Origin of the sequence: Mesorhizobium sp. WSM2240, assembly GCF_040438645.1 — a bacterium.
Lineage (GTDB): Bacteria > Pseudomonadota > Alphaproteobacteria > Rhizobiales > Rhizobiaceae > Allomesorhizobium.
Genome location: NZ_CP159253.1, coordinates 1,454,498 through 1,476,552 on the forward strand (window position 1 = coordinate 1,454,498; position 22,055 = coordinate 1,476,552).

Below are 22,055 nucleotides of genomic sequence, written 5' to 3' on the forward strand. Positions count from 1 at the left end.
CCGATGGCGCTGGTTGAAAACAACAGGCTCGACGATTCCGGCTTCCGGATTTCGGAAGCGACGGCGGCCGACTATGTCGCGCTCCTGAAGCCACGCGTCATGTCGCTCGTCGTCTTCACGGCCTTTGTCGGCCTGGTCGCGGCGCCGGTTACGCTCAATCCGCTCCTGGCGGTCATCGCAATCCTCGCGATCGCCATCGGCGCCGGCGCCTCGGGCGCGCTCAACATGTGGTACGATGCCGACATCGACGCTGTAATGACCCGCACCGCCAACCGGCCTGTGCCTTCAGGACGCGTGCGGCCGGGCGAGGCGCTGGCCTTCGGGCTCGTCCTTTCCGTGCTTTCGGTGCTCACCCTCGGCGTGCTGGTCAACTGGCTGTCGGCGTCGCTTCTGGCCTTCACCATCTTCTTCTACGTGGTCGTCTACACGATGTGGCTGAAGCGCTCGACACCGCAGAACATCGTCATCGGCGGGGCCGCCGGCGCGTTTCCGCCGATCATCGGCTGGGCCGCGGCCACCGGGTCGGTCGGCCTCGAAAGCGTCATCCTGTTCCTCATCACCTTCCTGTGGACGCCGCCGCATTTTTGGGCGCTGGCGCTGTTCAAGTGCGAGGACTACGGCCGAGCCGGCATTCCGATGATGCCGAACGTCGCCGGCGAAGCCTCGACCCGTCGCCAGATCTTCGCCTACACGCTGCTCGTCGCGCCCGTCGGCGTCCTGCCCTGGTTCTTAGGCTTCACATCGGCCGGGTACGGCCTTGTCGCCGCCGCGCTCGGCGCGGGTTTCATCTGGTATGCCTGGAACGTGCTCTCCATGCGCGACGGCGACCGCGCCATGAAGCCCGCCAAGGCTATGTTCGCCTATTCGCTGCTCTATCTCTTCGGCATCTTCGCAGCCTACCTGGCCGACAGCGTGCTCGCGCGCGCTTTGGCCTTGCCGGGAGCCTGAGCCATGAAGGACGACGAATTGGTCACGATGACCGAAAAGCAGAAACGCGCCCGGCGCAGCCGCTCGATTGCGATCGGCGTGGCGCTCGCAGTGCTGGTGGTGCTTTTCTACTTCGCCACCATCGCCAAGTTCGGCCCGGCCATTCTCGATCGGCCGCTGTGAGGATGGGCATGAGCGGCACAAAGGAAACAGTCGATCGGGGAGCGCAGCGGTCCAACAAGGTGATCGCCGGCGTCTGCCTCGCTTTCTTCGGCGGCATGATCTGCATGTCATACGCTGCCGTGCCGCTTTACGCGATGTTCTGCCAGGTGACCGGCTATGGCGGCACCACGCAGCGCGTCGAGCAGTATGCCGACCGCGTTCTCGACCGCGAGATCACCGTGCGCTTCGACGCCAACACGTCAAGCGTGCCATGGGATTTCAGGCCCGTGTCGCGCGACGTGACGATGAAGATCGGCGAGACCATGCAGGTTCACTATACGGCGAAGAATCTGTCCAGCCGTCCGACTTCCGGCCGCGCGACCTTCAACGTCACGCCCGAAATGGCCGGCGCCTATTTCAACAAGGTCGAGTGCTTCTGCTTCACCGACACGACGCTGAAGCCCGGCGAGACGCTGGATATGCCTGTTGTGTTCTACGTCGATCCCGACATTGTCGACGTGCCGGAACTCAGGAACGTCAAGACGATTACGCTTTCCTACACATTCTTCCCCATCGAAGGGGAAAAGCCGGTGGCCGCCGCGCCGCGGGTTCAGACCGAAACGATAAATGACAATACCGACGGAAAAGCCGGGGGCTGACATGGCAGACGCGCACGCTAAACCGCAACACGACTATCACATCATCGATCCGAGCCCGTGGCCGTTCCTCGGCTCGATCGGTGCGCTGATCATGGCCATCGGCGGCGTCGCCTGGATGCAGTACCTGAAGGCCGGTGATTTCCCGATCTTCGGCGTCAACATCGCCAATCCGTGGCTGTTCTTCATCGGCCTCGCCGTCGTGCTCTATACAATGTTCGGTTGGTGGTCGGACACCATCAAGGAAGCGCATGAGGGCCATCATACGCGGGTCGTCTCGCTGCACCTGCGCTACGGTATGATCATGTTCATCGCCTCGGAGGTGATGTTCTTCGTAGCCTGGTTCTGGGCCTTCTTCGACGCCAGCCTGTTTCCCGGCGAAGCCGCGCAGGTCGCGCGCACCGAATATACCGGGGGCGTGTGGCCGCCGCACGGCATAGAGGTGCTCGATCCCTTCCACCTGCCGCTCTACAATACCGTGATCCTGCTGCTTTCGGGAACGACGGTGACCTGGGCTCACCACGCGCTCCTGCACGATGACCGCAAGGGCCTGGTCAACGGCTTGGTGCTCACGGTTGCGCTCGGCGTTCTGTTCTCCATGGTCCAGGCATACGAGTACATGCACGCGCCGTTCTCATTCTCGGATTCGATCTACGGCGCGACCTTCTTCATGGCGACTGGCTTCCATGGCTTCCACGTGCTGATCGGCACCATCTTCTTGGCTGTCTGCCTGCTCCGCGCGATGCGGGGCGACTTCACGCCGCAGCAGCATTTCGGCTTCGAGGCGGCGGCCTGGTACTGGCACTTCGTCGACGTGGTCTGGCTGTTCCTGTTCGCCTCGATCTATGTCTGGGGTTCGGTGGGAGGTACCATCGCCCACGGCCATTGAGAGCGCCGATCTATTGCGAGGGGCGGCCGTGGCGACGCGGCCGCCTTCTCTTTTTCGGCGCTAGAGCATGACCCCGAACCGAAGGTCAGCGAAGCAAAAAGTTGCAGACTTTTCGGATACGCCTGAGCATCTCGATCTGGTCAAATTTAACAGAATCACCACAGGACGGTGGGCGTCGAACGAGTTTTCAGCAGCCTCATTAATGTGCAACTTGGGAAGCTGCCGACATCAATTCTTTGGGATTTGGAGCCCGGCATACATTTTCGCCTTCCTTTTCAGCTTCCGTGAAGCTCCAGCGCACAACGCCTTCCCGATCGAGCAAGAACTCGCCGATGAGTGGCATGTGACCGGCGATCATAATCTGTTGGTCGGCCTCCGTAATTTCGTACCCGTCCTTTTTCTCAAGAAAGTCGCCCGCCGCAGCCGGGTTCATCGGCTCGGGCAACTCCCCCGGCAGATCGATCCGCATTGTCATGACCGCGTCCATTCCGAGCTTGTGCGGCCATTCGGTTTCATTCTCCGTGAACTCGACGATGGGTAACCCGAAGGCGCGGTGTGAAGCGCCCTCCGGGTCGGATGCGCTAAGAAGATCGGGTAGCGGATGGTAACGAAAGTAGAGCCGCGCACGTTCGACCGGCGTCTTGACAACTGCGAGGCATTCTACGCCTTTCTCCTTCAGGGCCGGCTTGAGCTGCGCCATCGCCGCGACATGGCGCCGGCAGAATGGACAGTGCAGGCCTCGAAACAAACCGACCAGTAACGGGCTACGTCCTCGAAAATCGTCGAGCGCGATCTTGCCTTCGCGTGAGATCGCGTCGAGCACAATATTCGGTGCCCGGTCGCCGGGCTGCAGCGGGCGGTCGATACTACTCGTGGACATGGACAACCTCTTCGCCCCGGATCAGTCAAGAAAAAGCAGCACGACATGCTTTGGGGTTGAGCCCGTGCTGGGCGGGCGCAAAGTTTTCGGCCTCTGCTATTGCCGAGGTCGAGATTACGCGCGTTGCAAGCCCATTATAACACGAAAAAGCATCTGCGGGTCGTCGCCCGTTTCGCGGGCCGTATCGAGCGCTGCGGTAAACAGTGGGTCGTCTCATCCCGTGCGGCTATGACTAGTGGGCATGGCTGATCCAGATGTTCGACTGGACAAATGGCTATATTGCCGTAACGAACGAAGAGATGGCAGAGATATGGGAAATGGTTCCCAACGGCACGCCGATCGAGATTAGACAATGAATGACGATAAGGCGATCTGGCCCCCCGTCGAGCCGATCGCGGCCGGCATGAAGGGCCGCTGCCCGCGCTGCGGCGAAGGCCTGCTGTTCTCCGGTTTCCTGACGGTTGCGCCGCGCTGCAGCAATTGCGGGCTCGACTATTCTTTCGCCGACGCCGGCGACGGGCCGGCCGTCTTCGTCATCCTGATCATAGGCTTCCTCGTCGTCGGGCTGGCGCTGTGGATGGAAGTTTCGGTCAACCCGCCGCTCTGGCTGCACTTCATACTCTGGATTCCGCTGACGATCGTGCTCAGCCTCGCCGCTCTCCGCATCGCCAAGGGCATCCTGATCACGCTGCAATACAGCAACAAGGCCGCTGAGGGGCGGCTGGAGGGCAGGGAGTGACGCAGCGGGTCGTTTCACGCGTGTCGGTAGTTCTGCTGCTAGCGGTTGCTGTCTTCGGCTTCGCCACGCTCGTATCGCTTGGCATCTGGCAGGTGCAGCGGCTTCAGTGGAAAGAGGCGCTGATCGCCGACATCGACCAGCGCATCGCTTCCGAGCCGAAACCCCTCGATGAAATCGAACGGCTTGCCCGTGAGGGCGGCGATGTCGACTATTGGCCGGTGGAAATTTGGGGGCAGTTCGTCCATTCCGGGGAAAGTTTCTTCCTGGCCACCCATGGCGGCCGGTCCGGCTGGTATGTTTATACGCCGCTCCAAATGGCCGATCGCCGCTTCGTCTTCGTCAATCGCGGCTTCGTTCCTTATGACCGCAAGGACGCTTCCACGCGGGCGGAGGGCCAGATTCAAGGCCAAACGGCCGTGCAAGGCCTGGCGCGCAGCGCGCCGTCGCAAAAACCGTCGTCTCTCGTGCCTGACAACGACCCCGCCGCCGGGGTATTCCACTGGAAGGATCTGGCAGCGATGGCGAAAAGCGCGAACCTGCCGGCCGACGCCGAGGTGCTCCCCTTCTTTGTCGATGCGAACGCTGCGCCCAATCTGGGCGGCCTGCCGGTCGGCGGCGTCACCATCGTCCGCCTGCCCAACAGCCACCTGCAATATGCGGTCACCTGGTTCGGCTTGGCGCTCGCGCTCGCCGGCGTGGTCGGCGTTTGGCTTTGGGGACGTCGAAAGGCGGGGTGACACAGCGCCGCCCTTGACAGGGGAGGGGCGCAGACATCATTTCGGCACCATCGCACGCACCGGAACGCCTATGCTGAAGACATCCGTCAAATCGCCGCTGACAATCAGGCTCTGCCAGCCGCGCGGATTTTGCGCCGGCGTCGACCGCGCCATCCAGATCGTGGTGCTGGCGCTGAAGAAATACGGCGCGCCGGTCTATGTGCGGCACGAGATCGTGCACAATCGCTATGTCGTCGAAGGCCTGCAGAATCTCGGCGCGGTCTTCATCGAGGAACTTGACGAGATTCCGCCGGAGCATCGGCAATGCCCGGTGGTGTTTTCCGCCCATGGCGTGCCGAAATCGGTGCCGGCGGACGCCCAGGCGCGGCAGCTCTTCTATCTCGACGCGACCTGCCCGCTGGTCTCGAAAGTGCACAAGCAGGCCATGCGCCACCAGCGCCTCGGCCGCCATGTTCTCCTGATCGGCCACGCCGGCCACCCGGAAGTGATCGGCACTATGGGCCAGTTGCCGGAAGGCTCGGTGACGCTGATCGAGACCGACGCCGACGTGCAGAGCTTCGTTCCGCAGGACCCTTCGGCCCTGGGTTTCGTCACGCAGACGACGCTGTCGGTCGAGGACACTGCGGGCATTGTCAGGGCGCTGCAGGAGCGTTTTCCGCAGATGATGGCGCCGTCGGCCGAATCGATCTGCTACGCCACCACAAATCGTCAGGAGGCGGTGAAGGAAACCGCGCCCGGCGCCGATCTCTTCCTGATTGTCGGCGCGCCGAACTCCTCGAATTCCCGGCGGCTCGTCGAGGTGGCGGAACGCGCCGGCGCGAAAATGTCGCTTCTCGTGCAGCGTGCCTCCGAAATTCCGTGGGAGGAGATCGGTGAAATATCGACGCTGGGCCTGTCGGCGGGGGCATCCGCGCCGGAGATCATCGTCGACGAAATCATCGACGCCTTCCGCGCCCGCTTCGACGTTTCAGTCGAGCTGGCTGTGACGGCGACTGAAACGGAGAATTTCCCGGTCATGAGCGCCCTGCGTGACGTCGAACTGACCGCGGCCGACATGGCTTTCGTCAACGGGACCGCGTGATGGCGGTCTATACCGATGTTTCCGAAAGCGAGCTTGAAACCTTTCTCGGCAGTTATTCCGTGGGCCAGCTCCTGTCCTACAAAGGCATCGCCGAAGGTTCGGAAAACTCCAACTTCCTGCTCCACACGACGAGCGGCGCCTATATCCTGACGCTCTATGAAAAGCGCGTCGACAAATCGGATCTGCCGTTCTTCCTCGGACTGATGGAGCATCTGGCCCGCAAGGGCATATCTTGCCCGCTGCCGGTGCACCGGCGCGACGGCAGCGTCACCGGCACGCTCGCCGGCCGCACGGCGGCGCTGATCACCTTCCTCGAAGGCATGTGGATGCGCCGCCCGACCGCCGCCCATTGCCGCGAGGTCGGCAAGGCGCTTGCGGGACTGCATCTCGCGGGCGCGGATTTTCCGCTGTCACGCCCCAACGCGCTGCAGATCGACGGCTGGCGCAAATTGTGGGACGGCTCGCATGCCCGCGCCGACGAGGTCGAGCTTGGCCTCGCCGCGGAAGTGGATGCGGATTTCGCCGAACTCGGCGAAAAGTGGCCGAAAGACCTGCCGGCCGGCATAATCCATGCCGACCTCTTTCCCGACAATGTGTTCTTCCTCGGCGAAAAACTGTCCGGCCTGATCGACTTCTATTTCGCCTGCAACGATTTCTACGCCTACGACGTCGCGACCTGCCTCAATGCCTGGTGCTTCGAGAAGGATTTTTCGTTCAACCTGACCAAGGGAACCGCGCTTCTCGCCGGCTACCAGTCGGTGCGGCCGCTGACCTCGGCCGAGAAGGAGGCCTTGCCGATCCTGGCGCGCGGTTCGGCGCTGCGCTTCATGCTGACCAGGCTCTATGACTGGCTCACCATCCCCGACGGCGCGCTGGTGCAGAAGCGCGACCCCATGGAATATATCCGCCGGCTGCGTTTTCACCGGCAGATCAAATCGCCTTCGGAATACGGATTGAGATGACAAAGAGCGTGGAAATCTTCACCGATGGCGCCTGCTCGGGCAATCCCGGTCCGGGAGGCTGGGGCGCGATCCTGCGCTTCAACGGCGTCACCAAGGAACTGTCGGGCGGCGAGGCCAACACGACCAACAACCGCATGGAACTGATGGCGGCGATCTCGGCGCTGGGCGCGCTGAAGGAGCCCTGCGCAGTCGACCTCTACACCGACAGCAATTACGTCAAGGACGGCATCTCGGGCTGGATCGACGGCTGGAAACGCAATGGCTGGAGGACGGCAGCCAAACAGCCGGTGAAGAACGCCGAGCTGTGGCAGGCGCTCGACGAGGCGCGCAAGCGCCACAAGGTCACCTGGCACTGGGTGCGCGGCCATGCCGGCCACCCGGAAAACGAACGCGCCGACGAACTCGCCCGCATGGGCATGGCGCCGTTCAAGCCAAAGAAGAAAAATTCGCTCGCCGGGCCGGCTGTCGTCGCTCCTCGAAGGGTCGCTAAGCCAACCCGGCGATAGCAGGGGAAAGCCGGTTTTCCGAATCCATTTTACCCGGAACTGGCTTTGTATTGGCGCACGGAAGGATTTGTGAACAAATTCCGGCGCTCAACAGCGCCGGCCATGCGCCAAGCTGTTCTATTTATTGAACGATTTGGCTGCGTATTTCCGGCTGCGGGACCGATTCTATCCACACCTCCGGATTCGGCTAAAGCTGCTCCAGGATCCGCGCCGCACCAGTATCTATGGCCTGTCCGCGCTTGCTTTCGATATTCAGCGCGGTGACCCTGCCGTCGTCGACGATCATCGAAAAACGCGTTGCGCGCATGCCTAGGCCGCCGGCCCTCATATCGGCCTCAAGACCAGTCGCGCGCGCGAAATCGCCATTGCCGTCGGCCAGAAAGAGCAGCTTGCCTTCGCCGCCGCTGAAGCGAGCCCAGGCGCCCATCACGTGATGGTCGTTGACCGAGACGACCGCGATCGTGTCGACGCCGCGGGCCAGGATTGCGCCGTGGTTTTCAAGATATCCGGGCAGGTGATCGTTGCTGCAGGTCGGCGTGAAAGCGCCGGGAACACCGAAAAGCACTACCTTCTTACCGGCGAAGATCTCGTCGGTGGTGATGTTCTTCGCGCCGTCGGCGGTCATGGTCTTGAAGGTTACCTGCGGCAGCTTTTCACCGATCGGGATGGTCATTGCTATTTTCCTGGTCATGAATATGGAGGCCGGAGCAGTACCCGACTATCGCGTCGACGGCAACGTGCCGGCGATCACATGAAGGGTATGAGCCCGCCGACCGCGCCGGCGTCGGTGACAAGCGTGTAGTGCAGCCCGTCGCCTGCGGGAACCTTGTCCGGGCGGGCGAGAATCTCGACCGAAAACAGTGTCTTTCCATCCGTTTCTACCCGCTCCGGCGTGCCGAACGCATAGCCCTCGGCAGCGGCAAGAAAAAACTCCGCCGCCGCCGGATTGCCGGGGAATTCGGCCTCAACAATGAGCTTCGAGCCTTCCTCGCGGGTGGCGCTTACGCCGAATTCCGGCTTGGCCGGTGCGGGCAGGGCGGCGAATGCCGCCGCGACTGCGGCCACCTCCTCCGGATTGTCCGGGTCGCTTGCCGGGTCGAGCGACAGTCTGGTCTGGGCTGGAATGCAGATGGTTTCGCAGACCCCGAGAAACACATCGGCCTCGATGAGCGCTGCGTTTGCGGGCGATTTCAGCGTGAAAATGATCGGCAGGGCGACTGGCTCGTCGTAGCCGGCCCATTTGAAGCTGCCGTCATTGTGGCGCTCGGGTGCGGGGAAGGCGAACTCGGCCGATGCGATGTTCTCATTGGCTGAAACGTCGATCTGCGGCGGGACGCCGGCATCGCCTGGATCGCGCCAGTATGTCTTCCAGCCGGGCAGGAGATCGATCTCCAGCATGCCTTTCAAACGCCCGGCCTCGTCGGGCTTTCCCGCCGTGACCAGACGGAGGCGCCCGCCCTGCGTCTCGAACCAGTCGGATGACGAGGCCAGCGCCGAGGGCGGATTTGCTCCCAACAGAAGCGCAAGGAAGGCTATGGCGATGTTTCTCATGCGGACGATTTGAGCGCTCCACCTCGCCTTGGCAATCGGCAACCTTGCGGCCACGAGTCATTTTTTTGTGACAAAGCAGCCCAATCCGGCGGCATTTGCGCCCGGACCTATCTTTCAACCGGGCCGGAAAAGCGTTAGGTTTGCGGCTATGGACTTACTGCGGCACAAAAAAACCGCGGCAAAGCGCGGGTTTCTCGACGACCAGTTCCTGATTGCCATGCCGGGCATGAAGGACGACCGGTTCACGCGCTCGGTGATCTATGTCTGCGCGCACAGTGACGAAGGGGCCATGGGCCTGATCATCAACCAGGCGCAGCAGATGCTGTTTCCCGATCTTCTGGTGCAGCTCGGCATACTGGACGAGCAGGAGGCGATCCGCCTTCCGCCCCCGGCGCGCGACTTCGTTATCCGCAATGGCGGCCCGGTCGATCGCAGCCGCGGTTTCGTGCTGCATACGGGCGACTACAAGGTGGATTCCTCGCTGCCGGTTTCGGGCGACATCTGCCTGACGGCGACCGTCGACATTCTGCGAGCCATTTCTCTGGGACGCGGCCCGCGCCGCGCGCTGATGGCGCTCGGCTATTCCGGCTGGGGCGCGGGGCAGCTTGAGCGGGAGATCGCCGACAATGGCTGGCTGACCTGCCCGGCCATTCCCGAGTTCCTGTTCGACAGCGACATGGATCGGAAATACGACCGCATCCTGGCTTCAATCGGCGTCGACCTCGCCCACCTCAGCGTGACCGCCGGTCACGCCTGAGCGAGCGGATACTGCTCCTTCAGCATCTTGAGCACCGCATCGGCCGGTACCGGCGCGCCGAACATATAGCTCTGGACATATTCGCAGCCCATCTGGCGCAGTTCCAGCGCGTCGCTCTCGTCGGCGACGCCCTCGGCCACCACTGACATGCCGAGTTCATGCCCCATGCTGATCATCGACCTGAGCAGGACGGTCCTCTTGGGCGATGCGTCGTCGACGAAGCTCTTGTCGATCTTGATGGTGTCGAAGGGGAAACGCGTAAGATAAGCGAGCGACGAATAGCCGGTGCCGAAATCGTCGAGCGACAGCCCGATGCCGAGCTTCTTCAGCTTCGACAGGACATGCGCGCTCTGCTCCGGATTGTCCATTATCAGCGATTCGGTCAGTTCGAGCCGGAAGCAGCGCGCCTTCAGATTCGCGCGCGCGATCACCGAGCGCACGTCGCTGACCAGGTCGCGGCGGATGAGCTGCCGGCTGGAAAGATTGACCGATACGGAGAGCGGCGCGTCTCCAATCTGCTTTTGCCATCCGGCCAGATCGTCGGCCGCGCGCTGCATGGCGAACAGGCCGAGTTGCACGATCAGGCCGCAGCTTTCCGCAACGGGAATGAAATCGGAGGGCGGGATCGAACCGCGGCGCGGATGCTCCCAGCGCAGAAGCGCCTCGAAACCCGCGACAGACCTGTCCTCGAGGCGGACGATCGGCTGGTATGCTAGGGTGAATTCGCGGCGCTCGACCGCCCGGTGCAGGTCGGATTCGAGCTGAAGGCGGTCGGTGCCGACGGAGCGGAAAGCGGGGCGGAACGGCTCGATCCTGTCGCCGCCGAAGCGTTTGGCCTGATGCATCGCCAGTTCGGCATCCTTGACCATGTCCTCGGCCGAGGCCTGCGCCGACGTCCACGTGATGAGGCCGACCGAGGCGGTGAGGACGATCTCGCGCTTGGCGAAGTTGATCGGGGTGCGGATCGCCTGCTTGATACTGTCGGCGACTGCCGCGATGCGGGCCGGGTCCTGCTCCGATAGGAGCATCAGCGCGAACTGGTCTCCGGCGAAGCGCGACAGCGAATCCATGGGCTTCAGGAGCCGGTGCAGGCGACGCGCTATCGTCAGGAGTATGGTGTCGCCGGCCGAAATACCAAGGCCTTCATTGACCTGCTTGAAACGGTCGATGTCGATCACGAATACGGTTGGTCGGACCTTCTCTTCCGTCTTGGCGATCGAGATTACCGCCTCCAGCCGGTTCATGAAAAGCTCGCGGTTGGGCAGGCCAGTCAGATTGTCGTGGACCGCGTCGTGCAGCAGGCGTTCTTCGGACTTTTTCTGCTCCGTCACGTCGACCAATGTGCCGACGCAGCGGATGACCTCGCCGTCGGACCCGACGACAGGGCGGGCGCGCAGCGAAAACCAGTGATAGTGGCCGTCGGCGCCGCGCAACCGGAAATTCTGCGCCACGCGTCCGCGCCGATGCTCCAGAACGACATCGAGCGTTGTGCGGAAACTGTCGCGGTCATCGGCGTGCAGGACCGGCAGCCAGTTGCGGGCCGGTCCGCCGAGACTGTTCGGGGTCAGGCCTAGCTGAATGCTGACGTCGGGCCTCGTCACCACACGGTCGCGCAGCACGTCCCAGTCCCAGACGATGTCGCCCGAGCCGGAGACGGCAAGCGCCTGCCGCTCAAGGTCGCTGAACAGGCCCTGGTGCAGCGCGCCGCCGGCAAAGGCATGCTGGATAACGGTGAAGCCGATGAGCAGGATGATCAGGATGAGCCCGCCGCCCAGCGCCGGCTGGATGATGTCGTTGTCGAGCATGCCGGTGACCGTCATCCAGGAGGCCGTGAGCCAGGTCAGCACCATGACCCAACTCGGCACCAGCATGATAGCGCGGTCGTAACTCTGAATGCCGAGGAAGACGATGAGTCCGAGCCCTGTCAGCGCGGTCGCGGCGAAAGACAGCCGTGCGATGCCCGCCGCCACGGCGGGGTCGATGATGGCCACGCCGGCCATCAGGAACAGACCGAAGATCCAGACGAACGCGCCATAGCTGAAATGGCCATGCCAGCGGTTGAGGTTGAGATAGGCGAACAGGAACACCACGAAGGTCGCGGCCAGGCCGATCTCGGCGCCGGCGCGCCAAATCTGCTCGTTCCCCGGCGAAATCTCGATGACCTTGTTCAGAAAGCCAAAATCGACGCTGATATAGGCGAGCACTGCCCATGACAGCGCCGCCGTCGCCGGAAACAGGGAGGTTCCCTTGACCACGAATAGGATCGTCAGGAACAGCGCCAGAAGCCCGGCAATGCCGATGACGATGCCGCGAAACAGCGTGTAGGAATTGACCGTGTCCTTGTAGGCTTCAGGCTCCCAAAGATAGACCTGCGGCAGCTTTGGCGAGGCGAGTTCGGCGATAAACGTCACCACCGCGCCAGGATCGAGCGTGATCTGGAACACGTCGGCGTCGGGGCTCGCCTGCCGGTCGAGCGCGAAGCCCTCGCTGGGCGTTATGGCGGCAATGCGGCTCGAGCCGAGATCGGGCCAGAACACACCCGAATTGACCAACCGGAAATGTGGCGCGACGATCAGCCTGTCGAGTTGCTGGTCGGTGGTGTTGGCGAGCGCGAACACCGCCCAGTCGCCGGTCGAGCGTTCGTCGTTGGCCTCGACCTCGATGCGCCGCACGATGCCGTCGGGGCCGGGCGCAGTCGAAACCTGAAAATTCTCGCCCTGATTCCGGTAGATCTCGACCGCGCCCGACAGATCGAGCGCGATGTCGTCGCGCGCGATCTTGATAGGCTCGATCGCCAGGGCGGGAGAAAGGGCGAACAGCACCGCCAATGCCGCAACGGCAAAGACCAGCAACGCGCCGCTCCTGAAAAAATTCGCCAACAATCAGCCCTTTGTTCGTCCGCCGAGCTGATCGTCCGCGATCAGGGCGTAGAGGTAGTGGTCCTGCCAGATGCCGTTGATCCTGAGATAGGATCGCAAAAGTCCTTCACGCTGGAATCCGGCTTTTTCAAGCACGCGTATCGAGCGCTTGTTGTCGGGGATACAGGCCGCTTCGATCCGGTGCAACCTCATCGTATCGAAGGCGAAGCGAGACACCAGCCCGAGCGCTTCAACCATGTAGCCTTGGCCGGCGAACTGCTCGCCGATCCAGTAGCCTATCTGGCCGGATTGCGAGACGCCGTGGCGGATATTGGCGAGCGTGATGCCGCCGACGAGCTTGCCCGAGCCGGTCTCGAAAATTAAGAAGGCGACCGCCGATCCCTGCGCGAAATCCGCCCGGTAGCGCGCGAGCCGCTGCCGCCATGCGCCGCGCTCGAGTTCGTCGGCCGGCCAGCGAGGCTCCCACGGCTCGAGGAAGCGCCGGCTTGCCGCGCGCAAGGCGGCCCACTCGCGGTAATCTGCCGCGACCGGCATTCGGAGCATGACACGCTCGCCTTTCAGCGCCGGATATTCGCGGCGGAAAAAGGGAAACGAAAACATTGCTTGCGCGGAAAATTCAGACCGCGAGTTTGCGGATACCGGGATCGCTTCCGGTAAGCGCGTCGCGGATTGCCTCATACGGCGCCAGCGTGCCGACCGGCCCAACCGCGGTGACGGTAGGTTTGGTCGAAAACAGCCGCGACGACAAATCCCTCAGCCGCTCCACCGTGAGCGCCGAAAGCCGCTCCATGAGTTCGTCCTTGCCGATCGGCCGGCCGAAAAGCAGCATCTGGCGGGCGATTTGCGAGGCGCGGCTGGCGGGGCTCTCGGCCGACATGATCAGGCCGGCGCGGTATTGGGCGCGGGCCCGGTCGAGTTCCTCCTGCAGGATCTCGTCGCCGGACTTCTGCAGTTCCGAAATGATCACGGGAACCAGTTCGGCTATGTCGCTCTGGCCGGTGGCTGCATGGATGCCGAAAATGCCCGTATCGGAAAATCCCCAATGGAAGGCATAGACCGAATAGCAGAGGCCGCGCTTTTCCCTGATCTCCTGGAACAGCCGCGAAGACATGCCGCCGCCGAGGATCATGGACAATACCTGCGAGGCGTAGAAATCGCGCACATGGTAGGCGCGGCCCTCGAATCCGAGAATGATCTGCGCGTCCATCAGGTCGCGCTGCTCGCGGAAATCCCCGCCGACATATTGCGCATATTGCGGCAGCACGCTCTCCGATTTCGACCGGAAGGTGCCTAGCCGCTTCTCGACTTCGCGCACGAACACGTCGTGCTTTATGTCGCCGGCCGCCACGACGACCATGTCATCGGCGCCGTATTGCCGCTCCATGAAGGCATGAAGCTGGGCGGAGGTGAAGGATTTGACGGTTTCGGGAGTACCGAGAATGGAGCGGCCGATGGTCTGGTGGCGGTAGGCCGTTTCGGTGAATCGGTCGAAGACCACATCGTCAGGCGTGTCGTGGGCGGCGCCGATCTCCTGCAGGATCACATGCTGCTCGCGCTCGAGCTCTTCCGGGTCGAATTCGGAATCCTGAAGGATATCGGCGAGAAGATCGATGGCGAGAGGCGCGTCGTCGGCGAGCACTCGGGCGTAGAAGGACGTCGTCTCCACGCTGGTGGCGGCGTTGATCTCGCCGCCGACATTCTCGATTTGCGAAGCGATTTGGAAGGCGCTTCTCGTGCTCGTCCCCTTGAACGCCATGTGTTCGAGGAGGTGGGCCATTCCATGTTCGTCATCGCGTTCGTTGCGGGCCCCGGATTTGACCCACACGCCCAATGCGACGGATTCGATGCTTGGAAGGGTTTCGGTGGCGACTGTCAGGCCGTTCGACAGACGGCTTACCTCAACACCCATATAGATACTCCCTAACGCGCCGCCCGCGTGAGACGGCCAATATGATCTTCCACCACTTTCAGGTCGGATGGCAACACCGTGTACTTTTCCTCGCGCTCCATCAGCCCCGAGAGCCATTCAGGCAGCGCGGGCGTGACACCACAGGCTTCCTCGACGGCGGACGGAAACTTTGCCGGATGCGCGGTCCCCAGGATGATCATAGGCACATCGCCCGCCGCATGCAAATTGGCGACATGCATGGCGGTCGCGGTGTGTGGATCGAGCAGGTAGCCGCTGCCGGCGAGCGTTGCCCTGATCGTCGCGGCGGCCTCGTCCATCGAGGCGCGGCCGGCGTCGAATTCGGCGCGGATAGCGGCGAGCGCCGTTTCGCCGATCGTGAAGGCGCCCGACTGCTTCAGGCTGTCCATGTAGCGCCGGACCGAGACCGGATCGCGGTTCGCGGCTTCGAACAGGAGCCGCTCGAAATTCGACGAGACCTGGATATCCATCGACGGTGATGTCGTCGGGACGATGCCGCTCATCCGGTATTCGCCGGTTTCGAGCGTGCGGGCGAGGATGTCGTTGTCGTTGGTGGCGATCACTAGCCGCTCGATGGGTAGGCCCATGCGCTTTGCGGCATAGCCGGCGAAGATGTCGCCGAAATTTCCTGTCGGGACGGTGAAGGAGACCGGCCGTTCCGGCACCCCGAGCGACAGCGCGGAGGAGAAATAATAGACGATCTGGGCCATGATGCGGGCCCAGTTGATCGAGTTGACGGCCGACAGCGAAACGCGATCCCGGAAGCCGTGGTCGTTGAACATGTCTTTTACCAGGCCTTGGCAATCGTCGAAATTGCCTTCGATGGCGAGCGCATGGACATTCGGGGCCTTCGACGTCGTCATCTGCCGCTGCTGCACGGGCGAGACCCGCCTATGCGGGAAGAGCACGAACATATCGGTGCGGTCGCGCCCGGCAAATGCGTCAATCGCAGCGCCGCCGGTGTCGCCGGAGGTGGCGGCGCCGATCGTGGCGCGCTGACCGCGCTCAGCCAGCACATGATCCATCAGCCGCGCCAAAAGCTGCATCGCGACATCCTTGAACGCCAGCGTCGGCCCGTGGAAAAGCTCCAGCACGAAATGGTTCGCGCCGGTCTGGACCAGCGGACAGACGGCATCGTGGCGGAACGTGGCGTAGGCCTCGCGAACGATTTTCGCGAACACTGCCTCCGGGATTTCGCCGCCCAGGAACGGGGTGAGCAGCCGGATCGCCAGGTCGGGATAGGCAAGACCACGCATGGCGCGGATCTCGGCCAGGCTGAACTCAGGCCAGCGATCGGGAATATAGAGCCCGCCGTCGCGCGCCAGCCCGGCAAGCACGGTGTCCGAAAAGCCGAGTGCGGGCGCTTCCCCGCGGGTGCTGACATAGCGCATCGTCATCCTTCCATTGTGGTGACCGCCGATCGCCGGGCGGCAAGGCTGTGAAAATCCGCGCCCGTCAGTCGCATTTTCGCCGCGCGGTTGCTATAGACGGCCTGCGTTTTGAGAGGGCGGTGCGACATATGGAGTTTCGATTGAACAATTGTCGTTTTATCAAGGGGTTCGCGCTTACCGGCTTTATCCTTGCCGCCGCGGGTTGCCAATCGGGCGACAGCGGCACCGTGCTGAACGTTGGGGGAGACAGCAACGCCGCGGGCGAAACGAAAGTGCTCGAAAGCGAACTGCGCGCCTATTGCCCGCCGGTGACGCTGCGCGAAGGCACCGCCTATTTCAACACTTACGCCAAGGGCGGCCAGGACGATCCGACCAAGGTGCTGTACCAGGCCTCCATCACCGACGTTACCCGCACCTGCCGCAATGCCGGCGGAACGATGACCATGAACGTGGCGGTTGCCGGCAAGGTGGTTCCAGGGCCGGCCGGCGCGCCGGGCAATGTCATCATGCCGATCCGCGTCGCGGTCGTCCGCGGCGACGAGGTGCTTTACTCGCAGCTGCACAAATACCAGGTCCCGGTCGGCGATGCCTCTTCCGCTACGCAGTTCGTCTTCAACGACACTAACGTCAGCTTCCCATCCCCCTCGGGGCGCGATGTGGAGGTTTTTGCCGGCTATGACGAGGGCCCGCCGAAGAAGCAGCAGTAAGCGACCGTCCGACATTCCTTCGCTGGCCGGCATCTGATGCAGGTTACGCGTCCGACCATTCCGACAGCGCCAGGAGCACGCTGCGGAAATCCGCCCAGCGGCGGATGACAGTCTCTGCGCCCGCTTCGGTCAGCACGTCGGCGTGACCCGGGTAGGTATGCGCCGCGCCGGTAAAGCCGATGACGCGCATGCCGGCGGCTTTTGCGCCGGCTATCCCGTGTATTGAATCCTCGATGACAAAGGTGTTCGCCGGATCGGCGTCCATCGAGGCCGCGGCATGCAGGAAGACGTCGGGCGCGGGCTTCGGCTTCATTACCTCCTTGCCGCATGAGGAGAAGACGCTTCCGTTGAAGAGCGGCTTAAGCAGCGTCTTCGTGAGCATGATATCGAGCCGCTCGGGCTTTGAATTGGAACAGATGCAGCGCTTGCCCGAAACCGCCGCGATTGCCTCGCGCGCGCCTTCGATGATGCGGACTTCCGCGGCGAGGCGGCGGTCGACCAGTTCCTCCGCGCGGCCGATCAGCGATGCCTGGAACGGAATCTGCGACTGCTCCTCGATGCGCAGCATGATATCCTTGAAGGTCAGCCCGGCATAGACCTCCGACAGTTCCTCGCCCGAAATCTCATAGCCGGCTTCGGTCAGAAGCTCGGCTTCGACGCGTGCGGCGATGACTTCCGAATCGACGAGAACGCCGTCGCAATCGAAAATGACGAGATCAGGATGGGTCATGGCAATCCGGAAAATTTGGGGAACAACGCCGAGGGCAGTCGCGGCGCGGCATACACCATCGTCGCCGCCACGGCAAATTCCGGACCCGCTTCATTAAATATTTACGCGAAACGGTAACCATAACGGGGTGTAAACAGTAACGCGTATTCCGGGTATCTTAATGTCAGCCGTGCGTTCTCTCGCCGAACTTCGCCCCCACCCGCAAAAGGCCAACTGGCTCGACACAATCATGAAGGGCGACTGCGTCGCGGCGATGGACCGGCTTCCCGAAAAGTCGGTGGACCTGGTGTTTGCCGACCCGCCCTACAATCTGCAACTCAATGGCGACCTCCACCGTCCCGACCAGTCGAAGGTCGACGCCGTCGACAATGACTGGGACCAGTTCGACAGCTTCGCCGCCTACGACGCCTTCACCCGCGCCTGGCTGCTCGCGGCGCGCCGCGTCCTGAAGCCAACCGGTTCGATCTGGGTGATCGGCTCCTACCACAACATCTTCCGCGTCGGCTCCACGCTGCAGGATCTCGGCTTCTGGATCCTGAACGACATCGTCTGGCGCAAGACCAACCCGATGCCCAATTTTCGAGGTCGGCGTTTCCAGAATGCACATGAGACGCTGATCTGGGCGTCGCGCGACCAGAACGCCAAAAGCTACACCTTCAACTACGATGCGATGAAGGCGGCCAATGATGACGTGCAGATGCGCTCGGACTGGCTGTTTCCGATCTGCACCGGGGCCGAAAGGCTGAAGAACGACAATGGCGACAAGCTGCATCCGACTCAGAAGCCTGAAGCCCTGCTGGCCCGCGTGATGTTGGCCTCGACCAAGCCTGGCGACGTGGTGCTCGATCCCTTCTTCGGCTCCGGCACAACCGGCGCGGTGGCCAAGCGCCTCGGCCGCCATTTCGTCGGCATCGAGCGCGAGCAGGATTATATCGACGCCGCCAATGAACGTATTGCCGCCGTGGAACCGATGGAGGACGCCGATTTGACGGTGCTCTCCGGCAAGCGGGCCGAACCGCGTGTCGCATTCGTCAGCCTGATTGACGCCGGCATCATGAAACCGGGCACCGTGCTCTACGACGCGAGAAAGCGTTTCGCCGCAAAAGTTCGGCCGGACGGCACGCTTGCCGCCGGCTCAACGGCAGGCTCTATACATCGGGTGGGAGCCGAATTGCAGGGGCTCGATGCCTGCAATGGCTGGACCTTCTGGCATTACGAGCGCAATGGCGGCCTGACCCAGATCGACGAACTGCGCCGCATTGCCCGCCTCGGCATGGAACGCGCGGGCTAGGGTGTTGGTATTCAGGTGAGACCAGCCTGACCTGAATCTCAGCAACGCTTAGATTTATACCAGTTTACCGATGGGCCGGGCTCCAGTCACCGGCTGATCCCGAAACGCTCGAGGTCCTCCTCGAGCGTTTTGGCATTCTGGAACAGCACCGCCTGCCAGCCCGCCGCCTTGGCGCCGTCGACGTTCTTCTGGCTGTCGTCGATGAACAGCGAGGCTGCCGGATCGAGACCGAATGTCTTGACATGGTGGTCGTAGATGCCGCGATCCGGCTTGATCATGCCGATCTCGCCGGAGACCGTGACGCCGCGCGGACGTTCCAGGAACGGAAAGCGCCCGCGCGCCTCCGAAAACGTGTCCGCCGCCCAGTTGGTCAGCAGCGTGACGTCGTGGCCGGCATCGATCAACCCCTCCATCAACTCGACGCTGTCGTCATAGGAGTGCGGCACCATTTCGTGCCAGCAGCGGCGAAAATTGCGGATGTTCTCGGCGTGGTCGGGATGTGCCTTGAGCAGCAGCTCCTCGGCCTCCTCCCAGGTACGGCCGCGATCCTGCTCGATATTCCAGGCGGCTGTGCAGACATTCTCGAAAAACCAGCGGCGCTCTTCCTGGTCCGGAATGAGCCGGCTGAACGGCAGGTCGGGATCGTAATGGATAAGGACCTTGCCGATGTCGAAGACGATATGCCGGATTTCGCTCATGCATGCCTCGCTGGATTGTCACGTCGCGCCTTTGTCGCGCCGGGTATCGCAGCCTCGATTACCTTTTTCATGACGGTCGGCAAGGCCTCGCCGGAAATTCCGGCGGCCGGCGACCAGCGATGGCCGGCCGGAGCGGCCTTGTCGCCGGCGCTGGCGCGGTAGATTTCTAACTCCAGCGCAAAATGGGTGAAGACGTGGGCGATGCTGCCGGTGTGCTGCCAGTCGGCGGCGAACGGTGCGGATTTTGTGCTGGTGTCGCCGTCCAGACGCGCCGTCCAGCCGGTTGTCGGGACTTCGCTCATGCCGCCGAGCAGTCCCTTGTCCGGACGTGTGCGCAAAAGGATTGCGCCATCCTCGCGGATCGCGACGAAGGCAGCGCCGCGCCGCCGCGGCTTTTCGGCCCTTTCCGCGCGGACCGGCAGCAATTCGGGATCGCCGAAAAGTATCGCGCGGCAATCCTCACGAACAGGACAAAGCATGCAGCGCGGCCGCCGGGGCGTGCAGATCGTGGCGCCGAGATCCATCATCGCCTGCGCGAAATCGCCCGGTCGGCCAGAAGGAACCAGCCCTTCGACGGCTGCCCGGATTTCGACCTTGGCCTCGGGAAGTGGCGTGCGGATTTCGAAGAGCCGCGCCATGACGCGTTCGACATTGCCATCGACGACCGCCGCCGGGCGGTTGAAGGCGATAGCCGCGATGGCCGCCGCCGTATAGGCGCCGATACCGGGCAGCTTGCGCAATTCGTCCTCCGTTCCGGGAAACCCGCCCGGAAGCCCCGCAATGATGTCGGCGCAGGCCTTCAGATTGCGGGCGCGCGAGTAGTAGCCTAGCCCGGCCCAGGCCCTCATGATGTCTTCCGTTTCGGCGGCCGCAAGCGCCTTTACGTCCGGCCATTTTTCCAGAAAAGCGCGGAAATACGGCTTTACGGCCTCGACGGTCGTCTGCTGCAGCATGATTTCCGAGAGCCAGACGCGGTAGGGATCCGCCCGCCGGCCCGCGGCAAGATCACGCGGCGCCACCCGCCACGGCAGTTCGCGGTGATGGGCGTCGTACCAGCCGAGCAGGCGGACTGAGATGTCGCCTTCCTTGGCCTGCTGATCGCTCTTGCGGGTCATGCCTGCTGGTGTCATTGATCGGATAGCTGGCTTATTGTTGTCGGGTCGCATCATCTGGAGAACGCATATGGCAGGGAAAAGGCCGAACGGCTATCCTGTTCCGGTCAGCGATCTCGCTTCGGAAATCCTCGACCCGGTGCTGCGCAAACGGGCCGGCATTTCGATCGGTCTCGTCCAGTCATGGGAAGAAATCGCCGGGCCGCGCCTGGCGCAAAACACGCGGCCTGAAAAGATCCAGTGGCCGCGGCGCATGCATGAGGACGATCCCTTCGAGCCGGCGGTTCTCGTCATCGCCTGCGAAGGTGCGGCGGCCCTGCATCTCCAGCACGAGACTGGGGAAATCATCAGCCGAGTCAACGCTTTCCTGGGTTTCAACGCGATAGGCCGAATACGCATAGTACAGAAGCCGCTGTCGTCGAACGCCGGTATCCCTAAGCCTCGTCCTCGGCCGCTGACGGCGGGCGAGAAGGCCAAACTGTCGGGTATGGTCGGAAAAATCGAAGATGCCGGGCTTCGCGCTTCGCTCGAACGGCTCGGCGCCACCATTGTCGGAACCAGGAAATAGCGTCCTGCAACTCGCGGTATCGTGATCGCAGGCCAAGTTTTCCCGATTGGATTGGGGACGGCTATGCCTTATTTCGCGCGAAGTCTCGCTTTCTGGTGCATTCGCATCGCAACATCCCAACAGCAGCCAGGTGATTCGCATGATCCGTTCCATTCCGCGCAGGACCGTCCTCTCTTCGTTGGTCGCGCTTTCGGCTGCTTTTGCACTGGCCGGGTGCAGCGACAGCGGCGAAGAAAATGTGGCGGAAGCGGCAAAGCCAGCCGAGCCTGCAGCTCCCGCGCCAGCGGAAACGGCTGCTCCCGCCAAGCCGGCGGTCGCCGCACCCCCGTCGCAGGGCACGGTCGACATGGCCAAGCTGCTCCAGCCCGGTGCGCTGCCGGAAAAGAGCCTTGGCAAGGAGGATGCGCCGGTCACCATCGTCGAGTACGCCTCAATGACCTGTGGCCACTGCGCGCATTTCCACGAGACGACGTTTCCTGCGCTGAAGGAGAAATACATCGACACCGGCAAGGCGCGGCTGATCCTGCGCGAATTTCCGTTCGATCCGCGCGCCGAGGCCGGCTTCATGCTGGCGCGCTGCTCCAACGACAACTACTTCGCAATGGTCGACGTGCTGTTCAAGCAGCAGGAAGCCTGGGCAGGCGTTGAAAACGCCAAGGAAGCGCTGCTGCAGATCTCCAAACTTGCAGGTTTTTCACAGGAGTCGTTCGAGGCCTGCTTGACGGACCAGAAGCTTCTGGAGGATGTGAGAGCGGTGAGAGCCCGCGGCGAAGCTGATTTCAAGGTCGACTCGACGCCGACCTTCTTCATCAACGGCAACACCTACAAGGGGGCAATGTCGATTGAGGAAATGTCGGCGATCATCGACGGCATGCTCTGATCTTCATGCAGCGCCGGGGCGCGAA

At 62.7% G+C, this 22,055-nt stretch carries 24 protein-coding genes; 14 read left to right on the forward strand and 10 right to left on the reverse strand.

Annotated features, from left to right (window positions below; all coding sequences use genetic code 11):
• Positions 1–3 precede the first annotated feature (3 nt).
• From ABVK50_RS06945 to ABVK50_RS06960, 4 genes are read left to right on the forward strand one after another with little or no spacing between them, the layout of a single operon-like run.
• A complete protein-coding gene (locus ABVK50_RS06945) occupies positions 4–948 on the forward strand; it encodes a heme o synthase (protein WP_353642258.1) in 945 nt (314 codons plus the stop codon).
• A 3-nt stretch (positions 949–951) separates the two neighbouring features.
• A complete protein-coding gene (locus tag ABVK50_RS06950; RefSeq protein ID WP_353642257.1) occupies positions 952–1,110 on the forward strand; it encodes a hypothetical protein in 159 nt (52 codons plus the stop codon).
• Positions 1,111–1,118: 8 nt separating this feature from the next.
• The gene (locus ABVK50_RS06955) at positions 1,119–1,748 is read left to right on the forward strand and encodes a cytochrome c oxidase assembly protein (protein WP_353642256.1); all 630 of its coding nucleotides are present in this window, start codon (positions 1,119–1,121) and stop codon (positions 1,746–1,748) included.
• 1 nt (position 1,749) lies between these two features.
• Positions 1,750–2,634 (forward strand): cytochrome c oxidase subunit 3, encoded by an 885-nt coding sequence (locus ABVK50_RS06960; RefSeq protein ID WP_353642255.1) that lies wholly within the window; start codon positions 1,750–1,752, stop codon positions 2,632–2,634.
• Between the two features lie 199 nt (positions 2,635–2,833).
• Here the strand turns inward: ABVK50_RS06960 and ABVK50_RS06965 are convergent, their stop codons facing one another.
• A complete protein-coding gene (locus ABVK50_RS06965) occupies positions 2,834–3,514 on the reverse strand; it encodes a peroxiredoxin-like family protein (protein WP_353645995.1) in 681 nt (226 codons plus the stop codon).
• A 352-nt stretch (positions 3,515–3,866) separates the two neighbouring features.
• On the opposite strand from ABVK50_RS06965, the gene ABVK50_RS06970 reads away from it, so the two are divergent.
• From ABVK50_RS06970 to rnhA, 5 genes are all read left to right on the forward strand, one after another.
• Positions 3,867–4,253 (forward strand): DUF983 domain-containing protein, encoded by a 387-nt coding sequence (locus ABVK50_RS06970; RefSeq protein ID WP_353642254.1) that lies wholly within the window; start codon positions 3,867–3,869, stop codon positions 4,251–4,253.
• Positions 4,250–4,990 (forward strand): SURF1 family protein, encoded by a 741-nt coding sequence (locus ABVK50_RS06975; protein WP_353642253.1) that lies wholly within the window; start codon positions 4,250–4,252, stop codon positions 4,988–4,990. The genes ABVK50_RS06970 and ABVK50_RS06975 overlap by 4 nt, the downstream gene beginning before the upstream one ends.
• A gap of 70 nt (positions 4,991–5,060) precedes the next feature.
• Complete coding sequence (gene ispH / locus ABVK50_RS06980; protein ID WP_353642252.1) at positions 5,061–6,071, forward strand: 4-hydroxy-3-methylbut-2-enyl diphosphate reductase; 1,011 nt, start codon at positions 5,061–5,063, stop codon at positions 6,069–6,071.
• Positions 6,071–7,033, forward strand: coding sequence for a homoserine kinase (locus ABVK50_RS06985; RefSeq protein ID WP_353642251.1), 963 nt, complete (start codon positions 6,071–6,073; stop codon positions 7,031–7,033). The genes ispH and ABVK50_RS06985 overlap by 1 nt, the downstream gene beginning before the upstream one ends.
• Positions 7,030–7,539 carry a ribonuclease HI gene (rnhA, locus tag ABVK50_RS06990; protein WP_353642250.1) on the forward strand — a complete coding sequence of 170 codons (510 nt, stop codon included), beginning with the start codon at positions 7,030–7,032 and terminating at the stop codon, positions 7,537–7,539. The genes ABVK50_RS06985 and rnhA overlap by 4 nt, the downstream gene beginning before the upstream one ends.
• Before the next feature lie 187 nt (positions 7,540–7,726).
• On the opposite strand, the gene ABVK50_RS06995 is transcribed toward rnhA, so the two are convergent.
• The gene (locus tag ABVK50_RS06995; protein WP_353642249.1) at positions 7,727–8,212 is read right to left on the reverse strand and encodes a peroxiredoxin; all 486 of its coding nucleotides are present in this window, start codon (positions 8,210–8,212) and stop codon (positions 7,727–7,729) included.
• 74 nt (positions 8,213–8,286) lie between these two features.
• Positions 8,287–9,090, reverse strand: a complete 804-nt coding sequence (locus ABVK50_RS07000; protein ID WP_353642248.1) for a protein-disulfide reductase DsbD domain-containing protein — start codon at positions 9,088–9,090, stop codon at positions 8,287–8,289.
• 148 nt (positions 9,091–9,238) lie between these two features.
• Between ABVK50_RS07000 and ABVK50_RS07005 the strand changes: the two genes are divergently transcribed.
• A complete protein-coding gene (locus ABVK50_RS07005; protein WP_353642247.1) occupies positions 9,239–9,847 on the forward strand; it encodes a YqgE/AlgH family protein in 609 nt (202 codons plus the stop codon).
• Here the strand turns inward: ABVK50_RS07005 and ABVK50_RS07010 are convergent.
• Genes ABVK50_RS07010 through thrC form a run of 4 tightly spaced genes read right to left on the reverse strand, consistent with a single transcriptional unit; the run spans position 9,838 to position 16,044 of the window.
• The gene (locus ABVK50_RS07010; RefSeq protein ID WP_353642246.1) at positions 9,838–12,699 is read right to left on the reverse strand and encodes an EAL domain-containing protein; all 2,862 of its coding nucleotides are present in this window, start codon (positions 12,697–12,699) and stop codon (positions 9,838–9,840) included. The genes ABVK50_RS07005 and ABVK50_RS07010 overlap by 10 nt on opposite strands.
• A gap of 30 nt (positions 12,700–12,729) precedes the next feature.
• Positions 12,730–13,326 (reverse strand): GNAT family protein, encoded by a 597-nt coding sequence (locus ABVK50_RS07015; protein ID WP_353642245.1) that lies wholly within the window; start codon positions 13,324–13,326, stop codon positions 12,730–12,732.
• A 16-nt stretch (positions 13,327–13,342) separates the two neighbouring features.
• A complete protein-coding gene (locus ABVK50_RS07020; RefSeq protein ID WP_353642244.1) occupies positions 13,343–14,635 on the reverse strand; it encodes a pitrilysin family protein in 1,293 nt (430 codons plus the stop codon).
• A gap of 11 nt (positions 14,636–14,646) precedes the next feature.
• Positions 14,647–16,044: a threonine synthase gene (gene thrC / locus ABVK50_RS07025; protein WP_353642243.1), complete on the reverse strand. Its 1,398-nt coding sequence runs from the start codon at positions 16,042–16,044 to the stop codon at positions 14,647–14,649.
• A gap of 140 nt (positions 16,045–16,184) precedes the next feature.
• On the opposite strand from thrC, the gene ABVK50_RS07030 reads away from it, so the two are divergent.
• Entirely contained in the window at positions 16,185–16,751 is a 567-nt protein-coding gene (locus tag ABVK50_RS07030; protein WP_353642242.1) for a hypothetical protein, read from the forward strand.
• 43 nt (positions 16,752–16,794) lie between these two features.
• On the opposite strand, the gene ABVK50_RS07035 is transcribed toward ABVK50_RS07030, so the two are convergent.
• Entirely contained in the window at positions 16,795–17,481 is a 687-nt protein-coding gene (locus ABVK50_RS07035; RefSeq protein WP_353642241.1) for an HAD family hydrolase, read from the reverse strand.
• A 160-nt stretch (positions 17,482–17,641) separates the two neighbouring features.
• Here ABVK50_RS07035 and ABVK50_RS07040 point away from each other — a divergent pair, with 160 nt between their 5' ends.
• Positions 17,642–18,772: a site-specific DNA-methyltransferase gene (locus ABVK50_RS07040; RefSeq protein ID WP_353642240.1), complete on the forward strand. Its 1,131-nt coding sequence runs from the start codon at positions 17,642–17,644 to the stop codon at positions 18,770–18,772.
• An 86-nt stretch (positions 18,773–18,858) separates the two neighbouring features.
• Here ABVK50_RS07040 and ABVK50_RS07045 read toward each other — a convergent pair whose 3' ends face one another.
• The gene (locus tag ABVK50_RS07045; RefSeq protein ID WP_353642239.1) at positions 18,859–19,470 is read right to left on the reverse strand and encodes an HAD family phosphatase; all 612 of its coding nucleotides are present in this window, start codon (positions 19,468–19,470) and stop codon (positions 18,859–18,861) included.
• Positions 19,467–20,585, reverse strand: a complete 1,119-nt coding sequence (gene mutY, locus ABVK50_RS07050) for an A/G-specific adenine glycosylase (RefSeq protein WP_353642238.1) — start codon at positions 20,583–20,585, stop codon at positions 19,467–19,469. Before mutY ends, ABVK50_RS07045 begins: the two co-directional genes overlap by 4 nt.
• A 67-nt stretch (positions 20,586–20,652) precedes the next feature.
• On the opposite strand from mutY, the gene ABVK50_RS07055 reads away from it, so the two are divergent.
• Positions 20,653–21,150, forward strand: coding sequence for a DUF721 domain-containing protein (locus ABVK50_RS07055; RefSeq protein ID WP_353642237.1), 498 nt, complete (start codon positions 20,653–20,655; stop codon positions 21,148–21,150).
• Positions 21,151–21,289: 139 nt separating this feature from the next.
• Positions 21,290–22,030: a DsbA family protein gene (locus ABVK50_RS07060; RefSeq protein WP_353642236.1), complete on the forward strand. Its 741-nt coding sequence runs from the start codon at positions 21,290–21,292 to the stop codon at positions 22,028–22,030.
• Positions 22,031–22,055: the final 25 nt, after the last annotated feature.

What these genes read in the sequence shown, in the direction of transcription:
- ABVK50_RS07015 (WP_353642245.1), bottom strand. Translation starts at nt 13,326, where the DNA reads ATGTTTTCGTTTCCCTTTTTCCGCCGCGAATATCCGGCGCTGAAAGGC.
- ABVK50_RS06970 (WP_353642254.1), top strand. Translation starts at nt 3,867, where the DNA reads ATGAATGACGATAAGGCGATCTGGCCCCCCGTCGAGCCGATCGCGGCC.
- ABVK50_RS07045 (WP_353642239.1), bottom strand. Translation starts at nt 19,470, where the DNA reads ATGAGCGAAATCCGGCATATCGTCTTCGACATCGGCAAGGTCCTTATC.
- ABVK50_RS07055 (WP_353642237.1), top strand. Translation starts at nt 20,653, where the DNA reads ATGGCAGGGAAAAGGCCGAACGGCTATCCTGTTCCGGTCAGCGATCTC.
- mutY (WP_353642238.1), bottom strand. Translation starts at nt 20,585, where the DNA reads ATGACCCGCAAGAGCGATCAGCAGGCCAAGGAAGGCGACATCTCAGTC.
- rnhA (WP_353642250.1), top strand. Translation starts at nt 7,030, where the DNA reads ATGACAAAGAGCGTGGAAATCTTCACCGATGGCGCCTGCTCGGGCAAT.
- ABVK50_RS07020 (WP_353642244.1), bottom strand. Translation starts at nt 14,635, where the DNA reads ATGGGTGTTGAGGTAAGCCGTCTGTCGAACGGCCTGACAGTCGCCACC.
- ABVK50_RS06995 (WP_353642249.1), bottom strand. Translation starts at nt 8,212, where the DNA reads ATGACCATCCCGATCGGTGAAAAGCTGCCGCAGGTAACCTTCAAGACC.
- ABVK50_RS06985 (WP_353642251.1), top strand. Translation starts at nt 6,071, where the DNA reads ATGGCGGTCTATACCGATGTTTCCGAAAGCGAGCTTGAAACCTTTCTC.
- ispH (WP_353642252.1), top strand. Translation starts at nt 5,061, where the DNA reads ATGCTGAAGACATCCGTCAAATCGCCGCTGACAATCAGGCTCTGCCAG.
- ABVK50_RS06960 (WP_353642255.1), top strand. Translation starts at nt 1,750, where the DNA reads ATGGCAGACGCGCACGCTAAACCGCAACACGACTATCACATCATCGAT.
- ABVK50_RS06955 (WP_353642256.1), top strand. Translation starts at nt 1,119, where the DNA reads ATGAGCGGCACAAAGGAAACAGTCGATCGGGGAGCGCAGCGGTCCAAC.
- ABVK50_RS06950 (WP_353642257.1), top strand. Translation starts at nt 952, where the DNA reads ATGAAGGACGACGAATTGGTCACGATGACCGAAAAGCAGAAACGCGCC.
- ABVK50_RS06945 (WP_353642258.1), top strand. Translation starts at nt 4, where the DNA reads ATGGCGCTGGTTGAAAACAACAGGCTCGACGATTCCGGCTTCCGGATT.
- ABVK50_RS07040 (WP_353642240.1), top strand. Translation starts at nt 17,642, where the DNA reads ATGTCAGCCGTGCGTTCTCTCGCCGAACTTCGCCCCCACCCGCAAAAG.
- ABVK50_RS07060 (WP_353642236.1), top strand. Translation starts at nt 21,290, where the DNA reads ATGATCCGTTCCATTCCGCGCAGGACCGTCCTCTCTTCGTTGGTCGCG.
- ABVK50_RS07000 (WP_353642248.1), bottom strand. Translation starts at nt 9,090, where the DNA reads ATGAGAAACATCGCCATAGCCTTCCTTGCGCTTCTGTTGGGAGCAAAT.
- ABVK50_RS07005 (WP_353642247.1), top strand. Translation starts at nt 9,239, where the DNA reads ATGGACTTACTGCGGCACAAAAAAACCGCGGCAAAGCGCGGGTTTCTC.
- thrC (WP_353642243.1), bottom strand. Translation starts at nt 16,044, where the DNA reads ATGCGCTATGTCAGCACCCGCGGGGAAGCGCCCGCACTCGGCTTTTCG.
- ABVK50_RS07035 (WP_353642241.1), bottom strand. Translation starts at nt 17,481, where the DNA reads ATGACCCATCCTGATCTCGTCATTTTCGATTGCGACGGCGTTCTCGTC.
- ABVK50_RS06965 (WP_353645995.1), bottom strand. Translation starts at nt 3,514, where the DNA reads ATGTCCACGAGTAGTATCGACCGCCCGCTGCAGCCCGGCGACCGGGCA.